23 protein-coding genes are annotated in these 20,721 nt (G+C 42.5%); 18 read left to right on the forward strand and 5 right to left on the reverse strand.

Going from position 1 to position 20,721, the window contains the following annotated elements; genetic code table 11:
* Nucleotides 1-20: 20 nt before the first annotated feature.
* The 5 genes from ACSR9O_RS09075 to ACSR9O_RS09095 all read left to right on the forward strand — a co-directional run bounded on the left by ACSR9O_RS09075 (nt 21) and on the right by ACSR9O_RS09095 (nt 4,044).
* On the forward strand, nt 21-824 hold the full coding sequence (locus ACSR9O_RS09075; RefSeq protein ID WP_202190591.1) for a transporter substrate-binding domain-containing protein: 804 nt from the start codon (nt 21-23) through the stop codon (nt 822-824).
* A gap of 117 nt (nt 825-941) precedes the next feature.
* Nucleotides 942-1,601, forward strand: coding sequence for an amino acid ABC transporter permease (locus ACSR9O_RS09080; protein ID WP_101223460.1), 660 nt, complete (start codon nt 942-944; stop codon nt 1,599-1,601).
* A complete protein-coding gene (locus ACSR9O_RS09085) occupies nt 1,594-2,316 on the forward strand; it encodes an amino acid ABC transporter ATP-binding protein (RefSeq protein ID WP_101222507.1) in 723 nt (240 codons plus the stop codon). The genes ACSR9O_RS09080 and ACSR9O_RS09085 overlap by 8 nt, the downstream gene beginning before the upstream one ends.
* A gap of 191 nt (nt 2,317-2,507) precedes the next feature.
* Nucleotides 2,508-3,497: an aromatic acid exporter family protein gene (locus tag ACSR9O_RS09090; protein ID WP_230176992.1), complete on the forward strand. Its 990-nt coding sequence runs from the start codon at nt 2,508-2,510 to the stop codon at nt 3,495-3,497.
* Between the two features lie 31 nt (nt 3,498-3,528).
* Entirely contained in the window at nt 3,529-4,044 is a 516-nt protein-coding gene (locus tag ACSR9O_RS09095) for a L,D-transpeptidase (protein WP_063233115.1), read from the forward strand.
* Nucleotides 4,045-4,084: 40 nt separating this feature from the next.
* On the opposite strand, the gene prli42 is transcribed toward ACSR9O_RS09095, so the two are convergent.
* A complete protein-coding gene (gene prli42 / locus ACSR9O_RS09100; RefSeq protein ID WP_155726463.1) occupies nt 4,085-4,180 on the reverse strand; it encodes a stressosome-associated protein Prli42 in 96 nt (31 codons plus the stop codon).
* Nucleotides 4,181-4,346: 166 nt separating this feature from the next.
* Between prli42 and mce the strand changes: the two genes are divergently transcribed.
* The 5 genes from mce (at nt 4,347) to gnd (ending at nt 10,784) form a co-directional block, all read left to right on the forward strand.
* Complete coding sequence (gene mce / locus ACSR9O_RS09105) at nt 4,347-4,772, forward strand: methylmalonyl-CoA epimerase (protein WP_202190570.1); 426 nt, start codon at nt 4,347-4,349, stop codon at nt 4,770-4,772.
* The gene (locus ACSR9O_RS09110; RefSeq protein ID WP_491724309.1) at nt 4,769-6,319 is read left to right on the forward strand and encodes an acyl-CoA carboxylase subunit beta; all 1,551 of its coding nucleotides are present in this window, start codon (nt 4,769-4,771) and stop codon (nt 6,317-6,319) included. Before mce ends, ACSR9O_RS09110 begins: the two co-directional genes overlap by 4 nt.
* 231 nt (nt 6,320-6,550) lie before the next feature.
* Entirely contained in the window at nt 6,551-7,672 is a 1,122-nt protein-coding gene (locus tag ACSR9O_RS09115) for a tripeptidase T (RefSeq protein ID WP_101222503.1), read from the forward strand.
* A 382-nt stretch (nt 7,673-8,054) separates the two neighbouring features.
* On the forward strand, nt 8,055-9,329 hold the full coding sequence (locus tag ACSR9O_RS09120; RefSeq protein WP_491724310.1) for a DNA polymerase IV: 1,275 nt from the start codon (nt 8,055-8,057) through the stop codon (nt 9,327-9,329).
* A gap of 42 nt (nt 9,330-9,371) precedes the next feature.
* Nucleotides 9,372-10,784, forward strand: a complete 1,413-nt coding sequence (gene gnd, locus ACSR9O_RS09125; protein ID WP_101222501.1) for an NADP-dependent phosphogluconate dehydrogenase — start codon at nt 9,372-9,374, stop codon at nt 10,782-10,784.
* A 104-nt stretch (nt 10,785-10,888) separates the two neighbouring features.
* Here the strand turns inward: gnd and ACSR9O_RS09130 are convergent, their stop codons facing one another.
* Nucleotides 10,889-11,062: a hypothetical protein gene (locus tag ACSR9O_RS09130; protein ID WP_034308217.1), complete on the reverse strand. Its 174-nt coding sequence runs from the start codon at nt 11,060-11,062 to the stop codon at nt 10,889-10,891.
* Nucleotides 11,063-11,366: 304 nt separating this feature from the next.
* Between ACSR9O_RS09130 and ACSR9O_RS09135 the strand changes: the two genes are divergently transcribed.
* Complete coding sequence (locus tag ACSR9O_RS09135) at nt 11,367-11,528, forward strand: hypothetical protein (RefSeq protein ID WP_230176989.1); 162 nt, start codon at nt 11,367-11,369, stop codon at nt 11,526-11,528.
* A 44-nt stretch (nt 11,529-11,572) separates the two neighbouring features.
* Here ACSR9O_RS09135 and zwf read toward each other — a convergent pair whose 3' ends face one another.
* Nucleotides 11,573-13,072 carry a glucose-6-phosphate dehydrogenase gene (gene zwf / locus ACSR9O_RS09140; RefSeq protein WP_230176988.1) on the reverse strand — a complete coding sequence of 500 codons (1,500 nt, stop codon included), beginning with the start codon at nt 13,070-13,072 and terminating at the stop codon, nt 11,573-11,575.
* Between the two features lie 231 nt (nt 13,073-13,303).
* On the opposite strand from zwf, the gene rnz reads away from it, so the two are divergent.
* The 5 genes from rnz to ACSR9O_RS09165 all read left to right on the forward strand — a co-directional run bounded on the left by rnz (nt 13,304) and on the right by ACSR9O_RS09165 (nt 18,160).
* A complete protein-coding gene (rnz, locus tag ACSR9O_RS09145; protein ID WP_230176987.1) occupies nt 13,304-14,245 on the forward strand; it encodes a ribonuclease Z in 942 nt (313 codons plus the stop codon).
* Between the two features lie 63 nt (nt 14,246-14,308).
* On the forward strand, nt 14,309-15,124 hold the full coding sequence (locus ACSR9O_RS09150) for a squalene/phytoene synthase family protein (RefSeq protein ID WP_230176986.1): 816 nt from the start codon (nt 14,309-14,311) through the stop codon (nt 15,122-15,124).
* Between the two features lie 207 nt (nt 15,125-15,331).
* The gene (locus ACSR9O_RS09155; protein ID WP_101222497.1) at nt 15,332-16,327 is read left to right on the forward strand and encodes an ABC transporter substrate-binding protein; all 996 of its coding nucleotides are present in this window, start codon (nt 15,332-15,334) and stop codon (nt 16,325-16,327) included.
* 32 nt (nt 16,328-16,359) lie between these two features.
* Nucleotides 16,360-17,391, forward strand: a complete 1,032-nt coding sequence (locus tag ACSR9O_RS09160; protein WP_095678594.1) for an ABC transporter permease — start codon at nt 16,360-16,362, stop codon at nt 17,389-17,391.
* Nucleotides 17,366-18,160, forward strand: coding sequence for an ABC transporter ATP-binding protein (locus ACSR9O_RS09165; RefSeq protein WP_101222496.1), 795 nt, complete (start codon nt 17,366-17,368; stop codon nt 18,158-18,160). The genes ACSR9O_RS09160 and ACSR9O_RS09165 overlap by 26 nt, the downstream gene beginning before the upstream one ends.
* 168 nt (nt 18,161-18,328) lie before the next feature.
* Here ACSR9O_RS09165 and ACSR9O_RS09170 read toward each other — a convergent pair whose 3' ends face one another.
* Nucleotides 18,329-18,871: a MerR family transcriptional regulator gene (locus ACSR9O_RS09170; protein WP_101222495.1), complete on the reverse strand. Its 543-nt coding sequence runs from the start codon at nt 18,869-18,871 to the stop codon at nt 18,329-18,331.
* Nucleotides 18,872-19,010: 139 nt separating this feature from the next.
* Here ACSR9O_RS09170 and ACSR9O_RS09175 point away from each other — a divergent pair, with 139 nt between their 5' ends.
* Together ACSR9O_RS09175 and ACSR9O_RS09180 are read left to right on the forward strand one after the other, a co-directional pair.
* Entirely contained in the window at nt 19,011-19,157 is a 147-nt protein-coding gene (locus tag ACSR9O_RS09175) for a hypothetical protein (RefSeq protein ID WP_230176985.1), read from the forward strand.
* Entirely contained in the window at nt 19,154-19,585 is a 432-nt protein-coding gene (locus tag ACSR9O_RS09180; protein WP_101222493.1) for a VOC family protein, read from the forward strand. Before ACSR9O_RS09175 ends, ACSR9O_RS09180 begins: the two co-directional genes overlap by 4 nt.
* A gap of 74 nt (nt 19,586-19,659) precedes the next feature.
* Here ACSR9O_RS09180 and proC read toward each other — a convergent pair whose 3' ends face one another.
* Nucleotides 19,660-20,505: a pyrroline-5-carboxylate reductase gene (proC, locus tag ACSR9O_RS09185; protein ID WP_057278877.1), complete on the reverse strand. Its 846-nt coding sequence runs from the start codon at nt 20,503-20,505 to the stop codon at nt 19,660-19,662.
* Between the last annotated feature and the right edge of the window lie 216 nt (nt 20,506-20,721).

Consider the following 20,721-nt stretch of genomic DNA (forward strand, 5'->3'; position numbering starts at 1 on the left):
TTGGAGGAATAATAATGAAGTTGAAAAAGCAGTTAGCATTGTTGCTTACTTCTGTTTTATTAGTAGGTATTTTAGCGGCATGCGGAACATCAGAGAAAGAAGATAAGAACACAGCTGACAAAGAAGACAAAAAGGTTCTGGTAATGGGAACATCTGCGGATTATCCGCCATTTGAATTTGTTGAAACGTCTAAAAGTGATGAAATCAAAGGATTTGACATTGATATCGCTAAAGCAATCGGAAAAAAATTAGGTTATGAAGTCCAAGTGAAGGACATTGACTTTAATAGTCTTGTGCCTGCTCTGGAAAATAAATCGGTCGATTTCGTTATCTCTGGAATGACTCCAACTGAAAAACGTGAGCAATCAGTCGATTTCAGTGATATTTACTATACAGCTAAAAACATGATCATCACGACAGAGGATAGTAAAATCAAAACTGTTGAAGATTTAAAAGGGAAAACGGTAGGCGTACAGCTTGCATCCATCCAGGAGACATTGGCAAATGACTTGAATAAATCCCAAGATATCGGGATGAAAGTTGAAAAACGGAATCGTATTCCTGAGGTTGTTCAAGAAATGTCAACAGGACGTTTTGACGCCGTGATCATGGAAGATACTGTTGCAAAAGGCTACTTGAAAGATAATAAAGAATTGGTGGGCCATTTGATCAAGTCTGGTGATCAAGATGCCGGTTCGGCAATCGCTTTCCAAAAAGGAAGCAAGTTAACTGAAGAATTCAATGCCGAGTTGAAAAAAATGATGGAAAATGGTGAAATGGAAAAATTAATATTAAAATGGTTCGGTGGCAGTGAAACTGAATAAAACAGAGAGATGAAAAGCGTTCAGAATGCCTTCTGAACGTTTTTCCGCGCTTTATTGTTAATAAAATGAAGCAGGAGAAAGGCCCGATAACGGCCTTCATAAGAGAGGATGAATGGAGTGAATCTTGAATTTGAAAGGATTATTCCTTCCCTTCCATATATCCTGGAGGGGATACCGACTACATTAAAGGTTGTAGCGGTAGCGGCAGTAATCGGATTTGTTTTGGGAATATTATTATCTATACTTAAGATCAGCAGAATCAAGCCCTTAAATTGGATTGCTGACTTTTATACATCCATTTTTCGCGGTACCCCTTTAGTGCTGCAATTAATGCTGATTTATTTTGGTTCACCACAAATATTAGGGATTCAAATCGAAGCGTTCCAAGCAGCATTTTTAGCATTCGGGCTAAATTCAGCAGCATACATCTCTGAAATTATCAGGGGAGGCATTTTAGCTGTCGATAAAGGCCAACGCGAGGCTTCGCTTGCACTTGGTGTTCCCTATTCAGGAATGATGCTAAATATTATCCTACCGCAGGCAATCAAGAATATCCTGCCATCCCTTGTGAACGAATTGATTTCCTTAACGAAGGAATCAGCCGTCGTCACGATTATTGGATTAGGGGATATCATGCGCCGTTCTTATATTGTCGGCGGTGAGACATATAAATTCTTCGAGCCGATATTATTTGCCGGCCTCATTTATTATGTGATGGTCATGGTTCTCACCATCTTAGGCAAAGTGATTGAAAGGAGAATGAGACGCAGTGATTAAAATTGATGGACTCAAAAAAAACTATGGCAAGCTCGAGGTATTAAAAGGAATCAGCACCGAGATAGGGCAAGGTGAAGTGTTAGCGATCATCGGTCCATCAGGGTCGGGAAAATCAACTTTCTTGCGCTGCATCAATATGCTTGAAACTCCAACTGATGGTCAAATCAGGTTTAAAGATCAAATCATCACTGAAAAAAAGACCAATATCATGAAGGTGCGTGAAAATGTCGGAATGGTATTTCAGCATTTTCATTTATTTCCGCATAAAACCGTACTGGAGAATCTGACATATGCACCAATGAAGGTGAAAAAATTATCAAAGGCCGAGGCTGTAAAACAAGCTCGTGAGCTTTTGACTAAAGTCGGTTTGGCCGATAAAGAATCGGCTTATCCAAATCGACTGTCAGGCGGACAAAAACAAAGGGTCGCTATTGCACGGGCATTGGCAATGAACCCGGAAGTAATGCTTTTCGATGAGCCGACTTCAGCGCTTGATCCCGAAATGGTAAAAGAAGTGCTTGAGGTTATGAAGTCACTGGCACATACGGGGATGACCATGCTGATCGTAACGCATGAAATGGGGTTTGCCAAAGAAGTGGCCGATCGAGTACTATTCCTGGACGGAGGTCTGCTCGTTGAGGAAAGTGCTCCGCAAGAATTCTTTACCAATCCGAAAAGCCAGCGTGCAAAAGACTTTTTGGAAAAAGTTTTATAAGTTAAAGTGAATAGTATATAATTGTGAAAAAAGGTAACGTTTAGGTTACCTTTTTTATTTTTTTCCTATAATGTATTTTTGCGTGAATGTATTTAGAAAAATTGGAAATTTAACTCGCAAAGGACTGTGAAAATATCTCATTTCCTGATAGTATTATAATAGATAGAGAAAGAGCCAGGTGATACATAACAATGTTTAAAATCGGATACAGGACGATTAAAACTGCTTTGGGGGCCACCCTGGCAATTATTATTGCACAAATGCTTAATCTCGAATATTTCTCTGCTGCGGGAATCATTGCGATCTTATGCATTCAAGTTACGAAAAAGAAGTCGGTGTATGCCTCCTGGCACCGGTTATTAGCTTGTTTGATTGCAATGGCCTATGCATCCCTATTGTTTCAGTTCATCGCATTCCACCCGCTGGTAATAGGTTTGATCCTCTTGATTTTCATTCCAACGACAGTTGCCTTGAAGATTAATGAGGGGATTGTAACGAGCAGCGTCATCATCATGCACCTATATGGGTCTGGTGACATCACTTTTTCCCTGCTGATCAATGAAACGATATTAATTGCAGTTGGAGTTGGAGTGGCGCTTGTCATGAACCTGTACATGCCCAGTGTCGATGACAAACTGCTGGCCTATCAGGAAAGTATCGAAACTAATTTTAGTGCGATCTTGATGGGGATTGTCCGCTACTTAAGGGATAATGATCACACATGGGATGGTAAGGAAATCACCGAAACGGCCAATCTTCTTAATCAGGCCAAAAGCCTTGCCTTCAGGGATGTGGAAAATCATTTTTTAAGGGAAGAAGACCTGTATTACCATTATTTCAAAATGCGTGAAAAGCAGTTTGAAATAATTGAACGAATTCTTCCCCTAGTCACGAATATTCCGTTGGTCGTGAAGCAAAGCGGGATAGTGGCTGATTTTATAGAAGATTTGGCAGAAAACGTCCACCCGCAAAATACGGCCATTCTTTATCTGAAAAAACTTGAAGAAATGGAGATTCATTTTAGGGGAATGGCACTGCCGCAGACACGGGAAGAGTTCGAATCCAGGGCCGCATTACTGCAGCTCATGAAGGAAATGGAGCGCTATTTATTGTTGAAGCATTCTTTCAAGGGGTTGCCCAAGCTGACCAGCAACCGAATGAAAAAGAGGCACTTGGCTTAAACTAAGCAAAAAAGTAAAGGAATTGATACAAATGAAATGGATCCTTTCTTTGTTGCTTATGCTATCGTTGTGGCCGCTTCAGGTACAGGCCCAACCTCAGTCGGTCAAGCCTGGCGATCCGTTTATCATCATCAATAAAGCCAACAATAAATTGGCGTTCATTGATGATAACGAGGTCAAGGAGATTCTGCCGGTCGGTACGGGAAAGAGTCAGGAACTGACGCCTGAAGGGATTTTCACGGTAAAAGTAAAAGCGGTCAATCCATATTACCGGAAAAAGAATATTCCTGGAGGCGACCCAAGGAACCCTCTCGGGTCGCGGTGGATTGGATTCGATGCACGAAATACCGATGGGAGGATTTACGGCATCCATGGTACGAATCAGCCATCATCAATTGGTAAATACATATCAAATGGCTGTGTACGGATGCATAAATCCGATGTAGAGCGTTTGTACGAAAAAGTCCCCATCGGCACTAAGGTGTTGATCACCATATCGAACGAGGATTTCAAAACGTTGGCAAAGAAAAATGGAGCGATAAAATAAAGAGAGGGAAGCTTTGCTTCCCTCCCGATTACGGTGTCTATTACAAAAGAAATGCGATACCTGATAATAAGCTTGTTAATAACATTGAGATAAGCATTAAATACACGACGATTTTTCTGATTTTCTTGTTTCCCATATGCCCTCTCCCTTAAAACAGTTTAATTGATTTTATTTTAACTTGAACATTTAGTAGAAACAAGTAAAAGTATAATGTTCATATTATTCCGAATCTTAAAAGGTTTTATGCAAGATTAGTAGTATTTTAATGGAGTCATCCAATAATACATAGCATGGAGGTTTTTATGATGATTAAAAATATCGATCATATCGGTATTGCCGTCAAGTCCCTGGATGAAGCCTTGCCGCTTTACACGGAAACGTTGAAATTGCAACTTGAAGGAATCGAGACAGTGGAGAGCCAAGGAGTGAAAGTGGCCTTCATCCTGGCAGGCAATACGCGTTTGGAGTTGTTGGAAGCGTTATCACCGGCAAGCCCAATCGCCAAATTCATTGAAAAACGCGGTGAAGGGATTCATCATGTTGCCCTTGGGGTCGATGATATTGAAGATAGAATAAAGGAAATCAAAGAATCTGGATTGCGCATGATTGATGACTCATCAAGAAAGGGAGCGCACAATGCGGATGTTGCTTTCGTTCATCCCAAGTCAACCGCGGGTGTATTATATGAGCTTTGTGAACAAGCATTATCAAAGGAGGAGCAGGAATGACAGACATATATGATACAATCAATGACCTATATGACAGACGCCGTAAAGTGGAAATGGGCGGCGGTGAAGAAAGAATCGATAAGCAGCATGAAAAGGGCAAACTAACTGCAAGGGAAAGAATTGAACTTTTAGTTGATCCGGGTACTTTCATAGAGCTTAATCCTTTTATCAAACACCGTAATACCAATTTTGGCATGGAAAAGGAAGAAGGGCCGGGAGAAGGGGTTGTCACCGGTTACGGTAAGGTCAACGGCCGCGACATTTATCTGTTTTCACAGGATTTTACTGTTTTTGGCGGAGCACTCGGTGAAATGCATGCTCTGAAAATTGCCAATGTTATGGATTTGGCAGCGGAAAATGGAGCGCCATTCATTGGTTTGAACGATTCTGGCGGGGCTCGTATTCAAGAAGGTGTAGTTTCGCTTGACGGATATGGCCAAATATTTTACCGGAATTCGATTTATTCAGGGGTCATCCCACAGATTTCGGTTATTATGGGACCTTGTGCAGGCGGAGCCGTATATTCCCCAGCCATAACCGACTTTGTCTTCATGGTTGAAAAAACGAGCCAAATGTTCATAACAGGGCCTAAAGTCATTGAAACGGTTACAGGTGAAAAGATTTCATCTGAAGGATTGGGTGGAGCGACTGTACATAATACCATAAGCGGTAATGCCCATTTCAAGGGGGCATCTGAGGAGCAAGTACTGGCAGACGTTAGACGCCTCCTGAGCTATCTTCCACAAAATAATGAAGAGAAGCCGCCGGTTTTGGAAGCTGACGATGGAGATGACTACCGTCCGGACTTAACGGATGTAGTACCTTATGAAGGGATCCGTCCATATGATGTCCGGAAAGTATTGGAGCAGGTTGTCGATGAGGATTCCTTTATGGAAGTTCAAGAGGGTTTTGCAAAAAACATAGTTGTCGGCTTGGCGCGCATCAAAGGGAAATCAGTGGGGCTTGTCTGTAACCAGCCAAAGGTGTTGGCAGGGGGGCTTGATATTGATTCATCAGATAAGGCTGCCCGTTTCATTCGTTACTGTGACTCGTTTAACATTCCGCTAATTACGTTTGAAGACGTTTCGGGTTTTTTCCCGGGCGTTAAACAAGAACATGGCGGGATCATTCGCCATGGTGCAAAGCTCCTGTATGCTTATTCGGAAGCGACAGTACCAAAATTGACGATCATCCTGCGTAAAGCATACGGAGGAGCTTACGTGGCACTTAATAGTAAATCCATCGGTGCGGATCTTACGTTTGCATGGCCGAATGCTGAAATTGCGGTAATGGGCTCTGCTGGAGCGGCAAATATCATTTTTGCCCGTGAAATACAAAATAGCGAAGATCCGGAGGCGACACGTGCAGCTAAAATTGAAGAATACCGTGAGAAGTTCGCCAATCCATATGTTGCCGCAAGTCTTGGAATGGTGGATGATGTTATTGATCCCCGTGAAACCAGGATTAAGATCATTCAATCTCTAGAAATGCTGCGCAACAAAAAAGAAACTCGACCATGGAAAAAACACGGAAATATCCCGTTGTGATCAACATGGAAAAGAGCCCAAACCATCTGTTTTGGGCTCTTTTCCATACTGGGAAGCTATCATTTTAAAGAAAACAATATTTAAGTCTTCATTCACCTTTTTAACAAGGCCCCCCGGCAGGGAAATGACCAGCATGTTTTATCAGGCTGGTTCTTCCTATCACATTATTTGCCGGGGCGCGGCTTTTAGAAGTATAATTAAAGAGGAAAACTTTTTTGGAGGTTTTATTTTATGATTAATGAAGAACGTTTAGTTAATGAATTTATGGAATTGGTGCAGATTGATTCCGAAACGAAAAATGAAGCAGCCATCGCCAAAGTGCTGAAAGAAAAATTCGGGGCACTGGGTGTAGAAGTTTTTGAAGATGATACAACAGCAGTTACCGGTCATGGTGCAGGGAATTTAGTATGTACTTTAAAAGGAATGAAAGAAGGCGTAGATACCATTTATTTCACCTCCCATATGGATACGGTTGTTCCAGGGAATGGAATCAAGCCTTCCATCAAAGATGGATACATAGTGTCAGACGGAACGACCATTTTAGGGGCGGATGACAAAGCTGGATTAGCGGTCATGCTAGAAACGCTTAAAGTGTTGAAAGAACAGAATATCGAACATGGAACAATCGAATTCATCATAACAGTCGGTGAAGAATCTGGCTTGGTTGGTGCAAAGGCATTGGATCGCTCCCTTGTAACGGCTAAATTCGGTTTTGCACTTGATAGTGATGGAAAAGTGGGCAATGTGGTTGTTGCTGCACCTACTCAGGCGAAAGTGTCTGCAACCATTTTAGGCAAGACTGCTCACGCTGGTGTCGCTCCTGAGAAAGGCGTTTCGGCCATTACGATCGCTGCCAAAGCAATCTCTAGAATGCCATTAGGCAGAATCGACGAGGAAACGACAGCCAATATCGGACGTTTCCAGGGTGGACAGCAAACCAATATTGTTTGTGACCATGTGGAAATCCTTGCAGAAGCAAGATCCTTGATTCCTGAAAAAATGGAAATACAGGTAGCGAAAATGAAAGAGGCATTTGAGACTGCAGCCATTGAAATGGGCGGACGTGCTGAAGTTGAAGTTAACGTCATGTATCCTGGTTTTAAATATGGTGCTGGTGATCATGTAGTCGAAATTGCAAGGAAGGCAGCAGAGAAAATCGGCCGTCCATGCGAGCTGGTTAAAAGCGGCGGAGGAAGCGATGCGAATGTCATTGCAGGCTTTGGCATCCCTACTGTCAATCTCGCAGTGGGCTATGAAGATATCCATACTACGAATGAAAGAATTCCGGTTGAGGAATTAACGAAGCTAGCTGAAATGGTCGTCGCTATCATCAAAGAAGTATCAGGGGAATAATCACCTGCAATATGACAGTGTAATGTAGGAGTTTTCCTGAGTGAATCGAAAAGGTGGTCGCATTTCTTGCGAAGGATAAGGGATATGCCTTTTCGATTGAACCCGTGAAATTCTTGATTTATATCCATTGAACGGTGCCTTATTAAGTAATCGGTATTGCCGTTTGATTACGACATTGATCAGCAAGAACTCGTATATATTTGGAAGGCGTTCAAAGTATTGAAGGATTACAGTCATCAATGACATGATGGCTGTTTTTCTTGGAGTGGAGCATCTTTCACCGAGGTTACCAAAGATAAATAGGGGTACCTTAATAGAAATGGTTTTTTATTGTCCCTATAATCCGGTGTTTCTTATTTTTACAAGGATGTGACGGTCAAACATGAAGGACATGTATCCCAAAAATGGCAGGGTCATTCTCCATGTAGACATGAATAGTTTCTATGCTTCAGTGGAAATGTCATATGATGTTTCATTGAAAGGCAAACCGCTAGCCATTGCGGGCAATGTTGAAGAGAGAAGGGGGATAATCGTCACCTGCAGCTATGAGGCGAGGAAGTTCGGGGTTAAAACGACCATGCCGATTTGGCAGGCAAAAAAACTATGTCCTCAATTAGTCATTCAGAAACCGAATTTCGAGCGCTATCGAAAGGCATCACTGGCTATTTTCGATGTATTGAGGCAATATACAGAGATGGTTGAACCGGTTTCGATTGATGAGGGGTATCTGGATATTAGTGAATGCGCCGAGTTGGGTTCGCCTTTAGATATAGCCAATAGCATTCAGGAAAGAATTTTTAATACGATGGATCTCCCTTGCAGCATCGGGATTGCCCCTAATAAATTTTTGGCCAAAACTGCTTCCAATATGAAGAAACCTATGGGAATCACTGTGTTAAGGAAACGGGACATTCCGGAAAAGCTCTGGCCTTTACAAGTTGGCGAAATGCACGGCATCGGGGATAAGACCTCGGAAAAGCTTCAAACTATCGGGATAAAGACGATAAGGGACCTAGCACACGCCAATGATAGTCAACTTAAACAGCTACTTGGTATCAATGGCATCCGTTTGAAAGATAGGGCTAATGGAATCGACCCCAGAGTAGTGGATCCCGAAGCGATTTTTGAGCATAAGAGCATTGGGAACTCGACAACTCTTCCGCATGACTCTGCCAATCAAAAAGAACTGATTGGTGTATTGGATAAGCTTTCCGGCAAGGTAGCCGTCCGTTTGAGAAATAAACGCCTGCTTGGTCAAAAAATAGGTGTGACGATCCGTTACAAAGACCGCCGCACTATAACGAGAAGCAGAACGGTTCCTAATCCAGTTTTTGAAAAAAAGGATATTTTGGATGGAGCTATCGATCTATTCATGAAAAATTGGAATGGGGAAGGAATCAGGCTTCTTGGTGTCACTGCCTATGATGTCATCGAAAAAGAGTCGGCCTTCAAGCAACTGGATATTTTCTCCTTTCAAGAGGATGCAGAAAAAGAACCTCTGTATGAAGCGATGGAACACTTGCAAAATAAGTACGGAGAAAATATTATTAAAAAGGGATTACCCTTGAAAAATCGTTCAATTGGAACAGACACTAGCTTCAGTAAAGATTTCTTTGAGCAAACCAGGAGGAATGATCCTTCTTTTGACAAAGATTAGCGTACAGGCTGTGTAAAGATATAGAGAAGGGAAAGATGAATCATGACAAAACAGCAGATTGGCGTTATCGGACTAGCCGTAATGGGCAAGAACCTTGCATTTAATATTGAAAGCAGGGGATATTCAATTTCCGTGTATAATCGCTCAGGATCAAAAACGGACGAAATGATGAAGGAAGCGGAAGGCAAAAACGTAACAGCCGCTTATACGCTTGAAGAATTCGTCAATTCTTTGGAAACACCCCGCAAAATTTTATTGATGGTTAAAGCAGGAGCGGCAACGGATGCAACAATCGAGCAGTTAAAACCGTTACTTGAAAAAGGTGATATCGTTATTGATGGAGGGAATACCTTCTTCAAGGACACTCAGCGCCGCAATGAGGAGTTAAGCAAGCTTGGCATCCATTTCATCGGTACAGGCGTGTCAGGAGGGGAAGAAGGAGCTCTGACAGGTCCATCCATCATGCCTGGAGGTCAAAAAGAAGCATATGAACTGGTTGCACCGATCTTGAAGGACATTTCAGCTAAGGTCGATGGGGATGCTTGCTGCACGTATATCGGACCGGATGGGGCAGGTCATTATGTTAAAATGGTACATAATGGTATTGAATACGGAGACATGCAATTGATTTCCGAATCTTATTTCCTTCTGAAAAATCTTCTTGGATTATCTGCTCAAGAATTGCATGAAGTCTTCTCTGAATGGAATGAAGGGGAACTTGATAGCTATTTAATTGAAATTACTGCTGATATATTTAAAAAATATGATGAAGAAACCGGCAAGCCGATGGTCGATGTCATTTTAGATAAAGCTGGCCAAAAAGGTACTGGGAAATGGACAAGTCAAAGTGCGCTTGATCTTGGTGTTCCGCTTCCAATCATTACGGAATCCGTATTCGCCCGGTTTATTTCAGCAATCAAGGACGAGCGTGTTGAAGCGAGTAAAATCCTTCGTGGGCCAAAAGCCGAATCATTTACAGGCGACAAAAAGGCTTTGATCGAAAGTATCCGTAAAGCACTTTATATGAGCAAAATCTGTTCATATGCACAAGGATTTGCACAAATGAAAGCAGCATCGGAAGAAAATGACTGGAACTTGCAATATGGGGACATCGCGATGATTTTCCGTGGCGGATGTATCATCCGTGCACAATTCCTCCAAAAAATCAAGGAAGCATACGATCGTGAAGCGAACTTGAACAACCTTCTTCTAGATCCTTACTTCCAAGGAATCGTCGAAAGCTATCAAGGAGCTTTGCGTGAGGTAGTATCAACGGCAGTGATGAATGGAATCCCGGTTCCTTGCTTGTCATCAGCACTTGCCTATTTCGACAGCTATCGTACAGAAACGCTGCCAGCTAATCTTATTCAGGCACAGCGTGACTATTTTGGAGCTCATACTTATCAACGCATTGATAAAGAAGGAACGTTCCATACCGAATGGATGGAAAAATAAAAAGTTCAAGCCGGCTTTGAAGGGGATTCCCTTTTAAACCGGCTTTTTTGTTTCGGGATCCAGTTGTAGTAAAAAAAGAGGGCGCTTGGCGCCCTCTTTTTTTACTATCTCCGATGCTCTACAAGGTCAATGACCCCTAATACAACATGTGCCAGACCGAAACCAAAAACCGTATTAGCTACCATTTTGTTTGAGCCACGGGTCTGCTTCATTGCATAACCCGCAGCTGTCACGGCTGTGCCCAAGGCTGTTGGAATTAATCCTTCACGAATGTCCATCGTTTAATCCCTCCACATCGAAGTTAGTGGTGCCGTCACTGGCGCCTTTTCTAGTGTAACCTTAGCAAGGACTTACCATTCTATTTCTATAAAGAGGTTGGAAGGGTTAAAATGGTAAAGATGAACTAGTTGTAAATAGTTCCAATTAATTTACCTTTTTTAGGAAAAACATAGTATGATGTATGTCATTCATCCATGCTTTTTAGGTTTAAACACCTGCGGAAAAAGGAATATAAACATTGAAAGAGATGGACGGACCGTAGGATACAGTAGGCAGATAGAAGAGAGAAGGAGCGGGTGACTTATGTTCATCATCTGGTGGGCTGTAGCCATATTTTTATTTTTCATCGCCTTGGAATTCGGTGTTTCATTTTGGCTCAATTCGGAAGTGGGGGAAGAAATCTCTAAGCCCAAGGAAATGTATCATATTATCCGTGATAAATTGCTGAGGAAGAGTGTTTCATGAATGAAAAAAGGGATGCAGATTCAAATCTGCGTCCCTTCTTCATTTCAATCATTATTATTTTCGTTTTTCTTGACTTGCCACCAAATATGTCCATCTTCTGCCAGGAGTTCATCGGATGCAAGTGGACCTGTGGATCCAGCTTCATAGTTAGGGAAAGACTCGTCTTTAGTGTTTTCCCATGCATTGGAAATGGTATCGACGAACTTCCATGAGAGGGCAACCTCGTCCCAATGCGTAAAGTTTGTAGCATCCCCGCGCATGCTGTCAAACAGTAGCTTTTCATATGCCTCGGGAGAATTGATGTGTTCGATCCCTTTGTTCGAGACGGTCAGCTTCATTGGCTTTGTATTGGATGTCGTCCCGGATTTCTTCACATTTAGGTACAATGTGATACCTTCGTCAGGCTGAATATTGATAACGAGAAGATTCGGGTTCAGTGTTTCTTCCGTTTTATAATACAGGTTCATTGGGATATCTTTGAATTGAACAACTATATTCGTTGATTTGACATCCATTCTCTTACCGGTGCGGATATAAAAAGGAACACCGGCCCATCGGAAGTTATCAATCATCAATTTACCCGCAACATAGGTCTCTGTGTTTGATTCCGGATTTACGTTATGTTCATTGCGGTAGGCCGGAAGTGTTTGACCGTCTATCGTTCCTTCACCATACTGGCCTCGGACGAAGTATTGATTGACTTCGTCCACTTTCATTGGTCGAAGTGAACGCAATGCCCGCACTTTTTCGCTTCGAATCTCTTCCGTCGTCAAAGCGATCGGAGGCTCCATGGCTAGCAAGGCCACCATTTGCAGCAGATGGTTTTGGACCATATCCCTTAGGGCACCGCTGGTTTCATAATAACGCCCGCGTTCTTCAACGCCAAGTGTTTCGCTTGAAGTAACCTGGATGTTGGATATATATCTGTTATTCCAAAGCGGCTCGAATAGGGCATTGGAAAAACGGATGACCTCGATATTTTGTACCATTTCCTTACCTAAATAATGATCGATACGGTAGATTTCATCTTCAGCGAATGCAGTTCGAATCTGCTCATTCAATTTTTGTGCTGTTTCGAAACTGTGTCCAAATGGCTTTTCTATGACCAGGCGCTTATATCCATCCGTGTCACTCAGGCCTTGTGCTTTAATCTGTTCGGCAATCGTTCCGAAAAACTCAGGCGCCATCGCCAAATAGAAGATCCGGTTTCCTTCTAATTGATATTGTCCGTCTAATTGTTCGGCAATGTCTTTTAACTGCAGGTATGATTCCGAGCTGGAAACGTCGTGGGAGTGATAATGGAAATGGGAAATGAATTCGTCGACCTTTTCTTCCGCATGTCCGAACGTAAGTATCGAGTCCTTGACACTTGTTTGAAACTCCTCGTTCGTCAATGGCCTCCTTGCCACTCCAACGACGGCGAACTTATTGATTTTCTCTTTTTGAAATAGTCGATATATGGAAGGAAACAATTTCCTTTTCGCTAAATCTCCGGTAGCACCAAAAATCATGATCAATGCTGTGGGTTTATTGTTTTCTGTCATGTTTAAAACCTCAACTTTCCGTTAAATCTGTCTATAAAGTTGGAATTCCCGAATGTGTACCAATTTCTAATTTTACGTTTAGCTTTCCCTCAAAGCAATCAATTTGCGCATTTTTTCTCTATATTTCATTAAAAGTTTAATCTGGTTTCTGTTTTAATGGGTCATAAATGAAAGAGCACCTTGGTTATGCTATAGTTAAGTCATAAAGTATTTGCAACGGAGGTAGTATGAGTGGATTTCGTTTTATTGGGTACAGGCGCTGGGGTTCCGGCTAAAGCGCGTAATGTGACATCAATCGCCCTTCAATTATTGGAAGAACGTGGGACGGTTTGGTTATTCGATTGTGGGGAAGCAACACAGCATCAAATATTAAAAACGGCAGTCAAACCGCGAAAGGTTGAAAAAATTTTCATCACCCATTTACATGGTGATCACATCTTCGGACTACCTGGATTTTTAAGCAGCAGATCTTTTCAGGGCGGAGTGGATAAATTGACCGTATATGGTCCACAAGGCATAGAGGCATTTATTATGACGAGCTTACAGGTGAGTGGAACTCATTTAAAATATCCCTTGGAAATCATCGAAATAGAAGAAGGAGAAGTGTTTGAGGACGAACAATTCACAGTGACGGCCATGTCGCTTGATCATGGCATTTACAGCATCGGTTACCGGATTGTGGAAAAAGATCGTCCGGGAAGCTTACTGGTCGACCGGTTGCGGTCTGAAGGTGTGAAGCCGGGGCCTCTTTTTAAAGCATTGAAAAATGGGCAAACGGTCTCTCTCGATGATGGCCGTGTCTTAAATGGGAAGGACTATCTCAGTGCTCCGCAAAAAGGCCGGATCATCACGATTCTTGGTGATACAAGAATGTGCAGCAATGCGCTCATTCTTGCTGAATCGGCGGATTACCTTGTTCATGAAGCTACATTTTCAGCGGAAGAAGCGGAAATGGCATCAGCCTATTATCATTCGACCACCGTTCAGGCTGCAGAAACGGCTTTGAAAGCGGGAGCTAAGCATCTAATCCTAACGCATATCAGCTCACGGTATACTCCGGAGGATGCTGAGAGGCTAAAAGAGGAAAGTAAAGCGATTTTTCCAAACACGATTATGGGTGAAGATCTAATGGTCATTAAAATTCCTTTGTATTCAGAGGAATCGGGCAGCTGAAATCAAAGCTAATGTTTGATATAATTAATCAATTGTTCATTGGATATTTAAAGGAGTGTAAATATGACTGACAAAAGTGCCCTACATACTAAAGCAATGGATTTTCTCCTAAAAACAAGCCGGACTTTTTTCATTCCGATCAGCTATCTTCCAAAGGGATTACAAGAGGCCATTGGAGCTGCATACCTTTGCATGCGCGCCATCGATGAGATCGAGGACCACCCAGGTCTTCCAGCAGATATTAAGGTTTCCCTGTTACAGGCCCTTAGTGAGCTTGATGCTGATTTCAGGGAAGAAGATCTTCAATCGTTATTTGAACCATATAAGGATGATCTGCCCGAGGTGACCCTGTTTCTTTCGGACTGGATTGAATTTTGTCCTCCCGGTGCAAAATCCAAAGTCTTGGAGTCGACTAAGGAAATGGCCGAAGGCATGGCAAAATGGGTTACTAAGGACTGGCAAATCCATAATGAAGAGGAACTAGATGATTACACATATTATGTTGCAGGTTTAGTGGGGGTCATGCTGTCCGATATGTGGAACTGGTACGATGGAACCGAAACGGACCGTGAACTTGCCATCGCATTTGGCCGTGGACTCCAAACGGTCAATATCCTGCGTAACCGTGAGGAAGATGCAGAACGTGGTGTGAACTTTTATCCGGATGGCTGGGGTTTCGACGAGATGCTTGCCCATACCGAACATAATCTTGCATTAGCCGATGCGTATATTGGAGAGATTGAAACGAAAGAGATCATCCAATTCTGTAAAATACCTTTGGAATTGGCAAAAGCCACATTGAAAGCCCTAAAAGAAGGCAAAGAAAAAATTGATCGTGCTACAGTTACCGAAATTGTCAGCCAGGTCGTCGAACACTGATTTTTCAAAAAGCTGCTGTGAAAGTTACCATACCTTTCACAGCAGCTTTTTTCATGTTTTATCTTTAGAACTCAAAAAATTCTAAAAAGTTAAAAAATATATTGGAATAATTGGGACTAAACGATTATAATTTAGGAAATAAAAGCGAAAAAAGCTGGCATCATTAGAAAAACATTATTTTAAATAAGGAAAAAGCGGGGGGAAAATATGAAAAAGAAATTATATTCAACAGCAGCCATGACATTGGTCGCAGGTTTATTATTGGCTGGGTGTGGAAATGACAAGGAAAAAGATACGGCAAAGGATGAAAGCGGAAAGGATACCTTCAACATTGGGGTAACGCAAATCGTTCAGCATGATTCCCTCGATCAAGCATATGAAGGATTCCAGGCGGCACTGAAGGACAGTGACATCAATGCCAAATATGATCTTCAAATTGCACAGGGTGACCAAAACAACAGTCAGACGATTGCCAATAACTTTGTTGGGGATAAAGTGGATCTGATATTTGCGAATTCGACTCCTAGTGCTCTTAGTGCTTTAAATGCGACCAAGGATATCCCGATCGTCTTTACATCGGTTACCGATCCTGTAGCGGGTGAACTTGTTACTTCTTTGGAAAAACCAGGCGGAAACGTGACGGGTACGACGGATTCCCATCCTGAAGCCATTGCAAAGTCAATGAAATTCCTAGCGGAAGAGCTTGGGGCGAAGACAATTGGAACTGTCTATAATACAGGGGAGCAAAATTCAGTCGTCCAAATAAAGAATGTGAAAGCGGAAGCGAAAAAAGCTGGTTTGAAAGTCGTGGAAGCATCCGTCTCGACTTCAGCGGATGTTAAACAGGCAACGGAATCTTTAATCGGAAAAGCGGATGCTTTCTATATCATTACTGATAATACAGTTGTCTCGGCATTGGAATCGGTCATTTCCGTGGCAAATGATCAAGATATCCCATTGTTTGTCGGCGAACTTGATTCCGTGAATGCTGGCGGTTTTGCAGCATATGGCTTCAGTTACTATGACATTGGTTATGAAGCGGGGCAAAAAGCGGTTGAAATCCTGAAGGATGGTAAAAAACCTGGAGATATCCCGGTTCAATATCCACAAAAACTGAAATTGGTCATCAATGAAAAAGCAGCAAAAGATATGGGTGTTGAAATAAAAGAAGAATGGAAAGCAGATGCTGAGTTTGTAAAATAAACTCTGCTTTTGTTCGGGGAAGGAAGAAAAAAATGTTCTCAGCCTTATTCAACTCTTTTGAGTCGGGAATGATTTATGCGATCATGGCACTAGGTGTTTATTTAACATTCAGGATTCTCGACTTCCCGGATATGACTGTGGAAGGCAGTTTTGTGACAGGGGCCTCTGTTGCCGCGATTATGATCGTTAACGGTTACTCGCCGATCGTTGCCACGTTGAGTGCCATGGTGGCAGGGTTCATCGCTGGGACGATAACGGGGTTCCTTCATACGAAAGGGAAAATCAATCCTCTCTTGGCGGGTATCTTAATGATGATTGCGCTCTACTCGATCAATTTGAGGATCATGGGTGCATCCAACATTCCGTTGCTTTCCCAAACAACCATTATCACGAATATCCAGGATGCCTGGGCTGGCACCGGGTTGGACAATTTGTTGAATGGTCTTTTATCATTCGTGGGTCTCGGTGACAGCCTGCCGAAAACGTGGGCCATATTAATCGTTATGCTGATTGTGGCTGTAGTCATCCAAGCAGGAATGTCAGCCTTTTTAAAAACGGAAATTGGTCTTGCCTTACGGGCGACTGGTGATAATGAGGCCATGGTCAAGAGTTTTTCCGCCCATACCGGCAACATGAAGATCCTGGGACTTGCAATCGGAAATGCACTAGTGGCTTTTTCGGGATCCTTGGTTGCCCAATATAACGGTTTTAGCGATATAGGCATGGGGATTGGAATCATTGTCATCGGATTGGCATCCGTCATAATCGGTGAGGCTCTATTTGGTGCAAAAACGATTGCACGTGCTACGCTGGCAGTCATAGGAGGGGCGATCATTTACCGAATCGTCGTAACTTTGGCACTTCGCGTTGAATTCCTTGAAACGGGTGATGTTAAATTAATTACGGCACTTATTGTGGTCGGGGCACTTGTCATTCCTAAAATTTCTGATAAACAAAAGGAAAAAACCCGGAAGAAAAGGCGGCTTAAAGAAATACAGATGCGCCATGATGGGACTTTACCGAAAGGGAGGGAAGAATATGCTTCAGTTAAATCAGATTTATAAAGTTTTCAATGAGGGAACGCCAGATGAAAAGTTAGCCCTTGGAAATCTGGAACTGCAGATGACAAAAGGTGAATTTGTAACAGTCATCGGAAGTAATGGAGCAGGTAAATCGACGTTGATGAATATGATTTCCGGTAAAATTCTCCCTGATGCAGGTGAAGTCATCATCGATGGTGAAAACGTATCGGCCATTGAAGAACATGCCCGTGCCAAAATGATTGGCCGTGTTTTTCAGGATCCCATGCTGGGGACGGCACCACATATGACTATTGAAGAAAATATGGCGATTGCCTATGGCAGAACTAATAAAAGAGGTTTAGGCTTTGGGGTGACAAAAAAACGGAAAGAACTTTTTAAAGAGTGTTTGGGCACCCTTCATTTAGGTTTGGAAAATCGGATGACTGCAAAAGTGGGATTATTATCAGGAGGGGAGCGCCAGGCACTATCATTGCTGATGGCGACCTTCACCGACCCTAAAATCCTGCTACTTGACGAACATACAGCAGCACTTGATCCTTCACGGGCAGAGCTCGTTACAAACCTGACAAAGGAAATCGTCGAAAAGAACCAGTTAACGACGTTGATGGTGACTCATAATATGCAGCAGGCAATCGATCTTGGAAATTCCTTGATTATGATGGATAAGGGACAGATCATTTTTGAAGCCAGAGGCGCTGAAAAGCAGAAGCTAACCGTCGAAAAACTGCTTAACGAATTCCAGCGCATTAAAGGCGAAAAAATGCTCAATGACCGTGCAGTGTTGATTTAAGATGATGAAAAGGCCCGACCCAGATAGATTAATATTGGGTCAGGGCCTTTTTATTTTGGGGTAATTAATAAGGTCAGGTCCTATTACTGAAGTCCTGTTACTGAAGAAATGTTTTGCTTAAGAAAAATGGCTATCGTGGGTGTTCATGAGCAATCTTGAAAAACGATGTCAATCGCTGTCGGCTGTGCTCCATGATGAACTATCGTTCTTTCTGTTTCCAAAAATCATTTTTATGAATGGCCTTTTCTTCGTCTTTTTAGTGGCAGCAGCTTCTTCAGCCGCGAGGAAATAATCAAAGTTTTGACCCATTGGTTTTTCTAGCGCTTCGATACGGGCTTCAAGCTTCTTAACGAGTTTGTGCATTTCTTCCATTTCACTTCTGTGCTGTAAAAGCTGATAAGATACAACATCGTCCGCTTTTGTTTTCAGGCCATTTTCAAGCCTGTTGACCCGTTCAAGCAGTTGATCATTCGGTTCGGAGTGTTTCTGGATGGTTGCTTTTCTAAGCTTCTTCTCTGAGATGCTGACCTTTTGGAGAATGATGCCCTCGTTCAGCTGATCTTGGATTTTTCTCAATAATGCAATGTCTTCATCCGAAAACTGGTAGTGGCCAAGCTGATTCCGTTCTACTTCCATGTTCAATTGGGTGACCCAGCGTTGAATCGTACTATGGGAAACATTCAGTAACCGGGCAACTGCACTTGTATTCATCGAGATTCCCCCTTTTGGTTGTTGAATTCGATAAGTATAAGGGAATTCCTTTACAGTTGACAAAACATGTATTCATTCGGCAAAGAAAGTGGAATTCCTACGTAATTTGCATGAGGGGCAATCCAAGGTGGAATTCCCTGTGGACAGCTTTTTGCAAATGGTAGCGTTGTTAGGAACTTTTAGAAGCATTTGTGATGGCATGGATGATGGTAATCAAGCTAAAAAGGGAAATGTGATGCAGATGTCGAATTTACCCTTAAAACATGAAAAAGGAGGACCAGTATGAACAGGATCAATATTATAACTTTAGGTGTCAGGGATATTGCTGAATCATTAAGGTTTTACCGGGACGGGTTGGGATTTCATACAACGGTTAAAGAGGACGAACCCGCAATCGTTTTTTTTAATAATGCCGGAACGAAACTTGCTTTGTATCCTTTAGAGGAGCTAGCAAAAGACATCAATGAGAAAGAACCGCCTAAGAAAAATGGTTTCCCGGGACTTACGCTTGCTTATAATGCCAAATCAATTGAAGAAGTGGATGATGTGATCAACAAAGCTGAAAAGGCCGGTGGAACAATCGAGAAATCACCCCAGGATGTTTTTTGGGGAGGGTACAGCGGATATTTTTCAGACCCCGATGGTTACTATTGGGAGGTAGCGTATTCGAAGGATTGGAGTTTTGATGAAAATGATATGCTGATTATAAAGTAACGCACACTACGGAAAGATTATCCCTTAGAAAAAAAGGGCTGTTGCCTTGCAACAGCCGATCATCATCATGCGCCTTACTGCGAAACTACATATTTAGCTAGTTCTTTACTTATTTGATTGCCCATCCGCTTCGATTGCTCAGTCGCTTCTTGTACACAGGCAATGAATGCTTCTTCCACCTGATGTGCTTGAAGTGCTTTCAGACCTGCTTCAGTCGTTCCGCCTGGTGAAGTTACTTCCTTTCTTAGTACGGCAGGCGTTTTAGGTGATTTCTGTAACATATCGGCCGCACCCATCAGTGTCTGGAGAATCAATTGCTTAGCGGTTTCGGAATCGAGACCTATTTTTTCTGCTGATTTTTCCAATGCCTCGACCAAGTAATAAATATAAGCCGGACCGCTGCCTGATAAGCCTGTTACCGCATCTAGCTGGGTTTCTTCGACAACTGCCACTGTACCTACCGTTTCAAAAAGGGTAATCGCCGTTTGTAATTGCGCTTCTTTCGTATGACAGTTAGCCGCAAGGGCCGTTGCTGATTTCCCTACAGCTGCCGATGTATTAGGCATGGCACGGACAATGGAGAACCGTTTGTTGGCGATACCTTCCAAGCTTGTTGTATGGACCCCGGCAACAACGGAAATGAACAGCATTTCTTCACGAATATATTCTTTTATTGATTGCATTGTTTCTAAAATATCTTTCGGTTTCACCGCTAGCACGACAAGGTTGGCATCCTGTACTAATAGCTGCAGCGATCTTGTGGCAGTTACACCATATTGGTTCTTTAAATAATCGAACCGATCATCATTTGATTTATTTGTTACAAAAATATTTGCCGGTTCAATTACCTGTTGGGTCACCAGCCCCGAAATGATTGCTTCTGCCATCGATCCAGCTCCGATAAATGCGATTTTCTTCATATTTCCCGCTCCTTTTTCTTTTAAAGTTTTCGGCCTTTTTTTAAAAAACAAAAAGACCCCTCATCCAATAAAGGACGAAAGGTCTAGCTTCCGTGGTACCACCTTTGTTCAACTTTCCCATAATAAATAAACAGAAAAGCTGCACTTGAATCCTCTAACGCGGGAATTACGTCAGGTTTTCCTGAAGGCTCATAAGGTAGGTTCAATAATGAGGGG

The sequence above is a fragment of the Peribacillus sp. B65 genome, assembly GCF_058513295.1.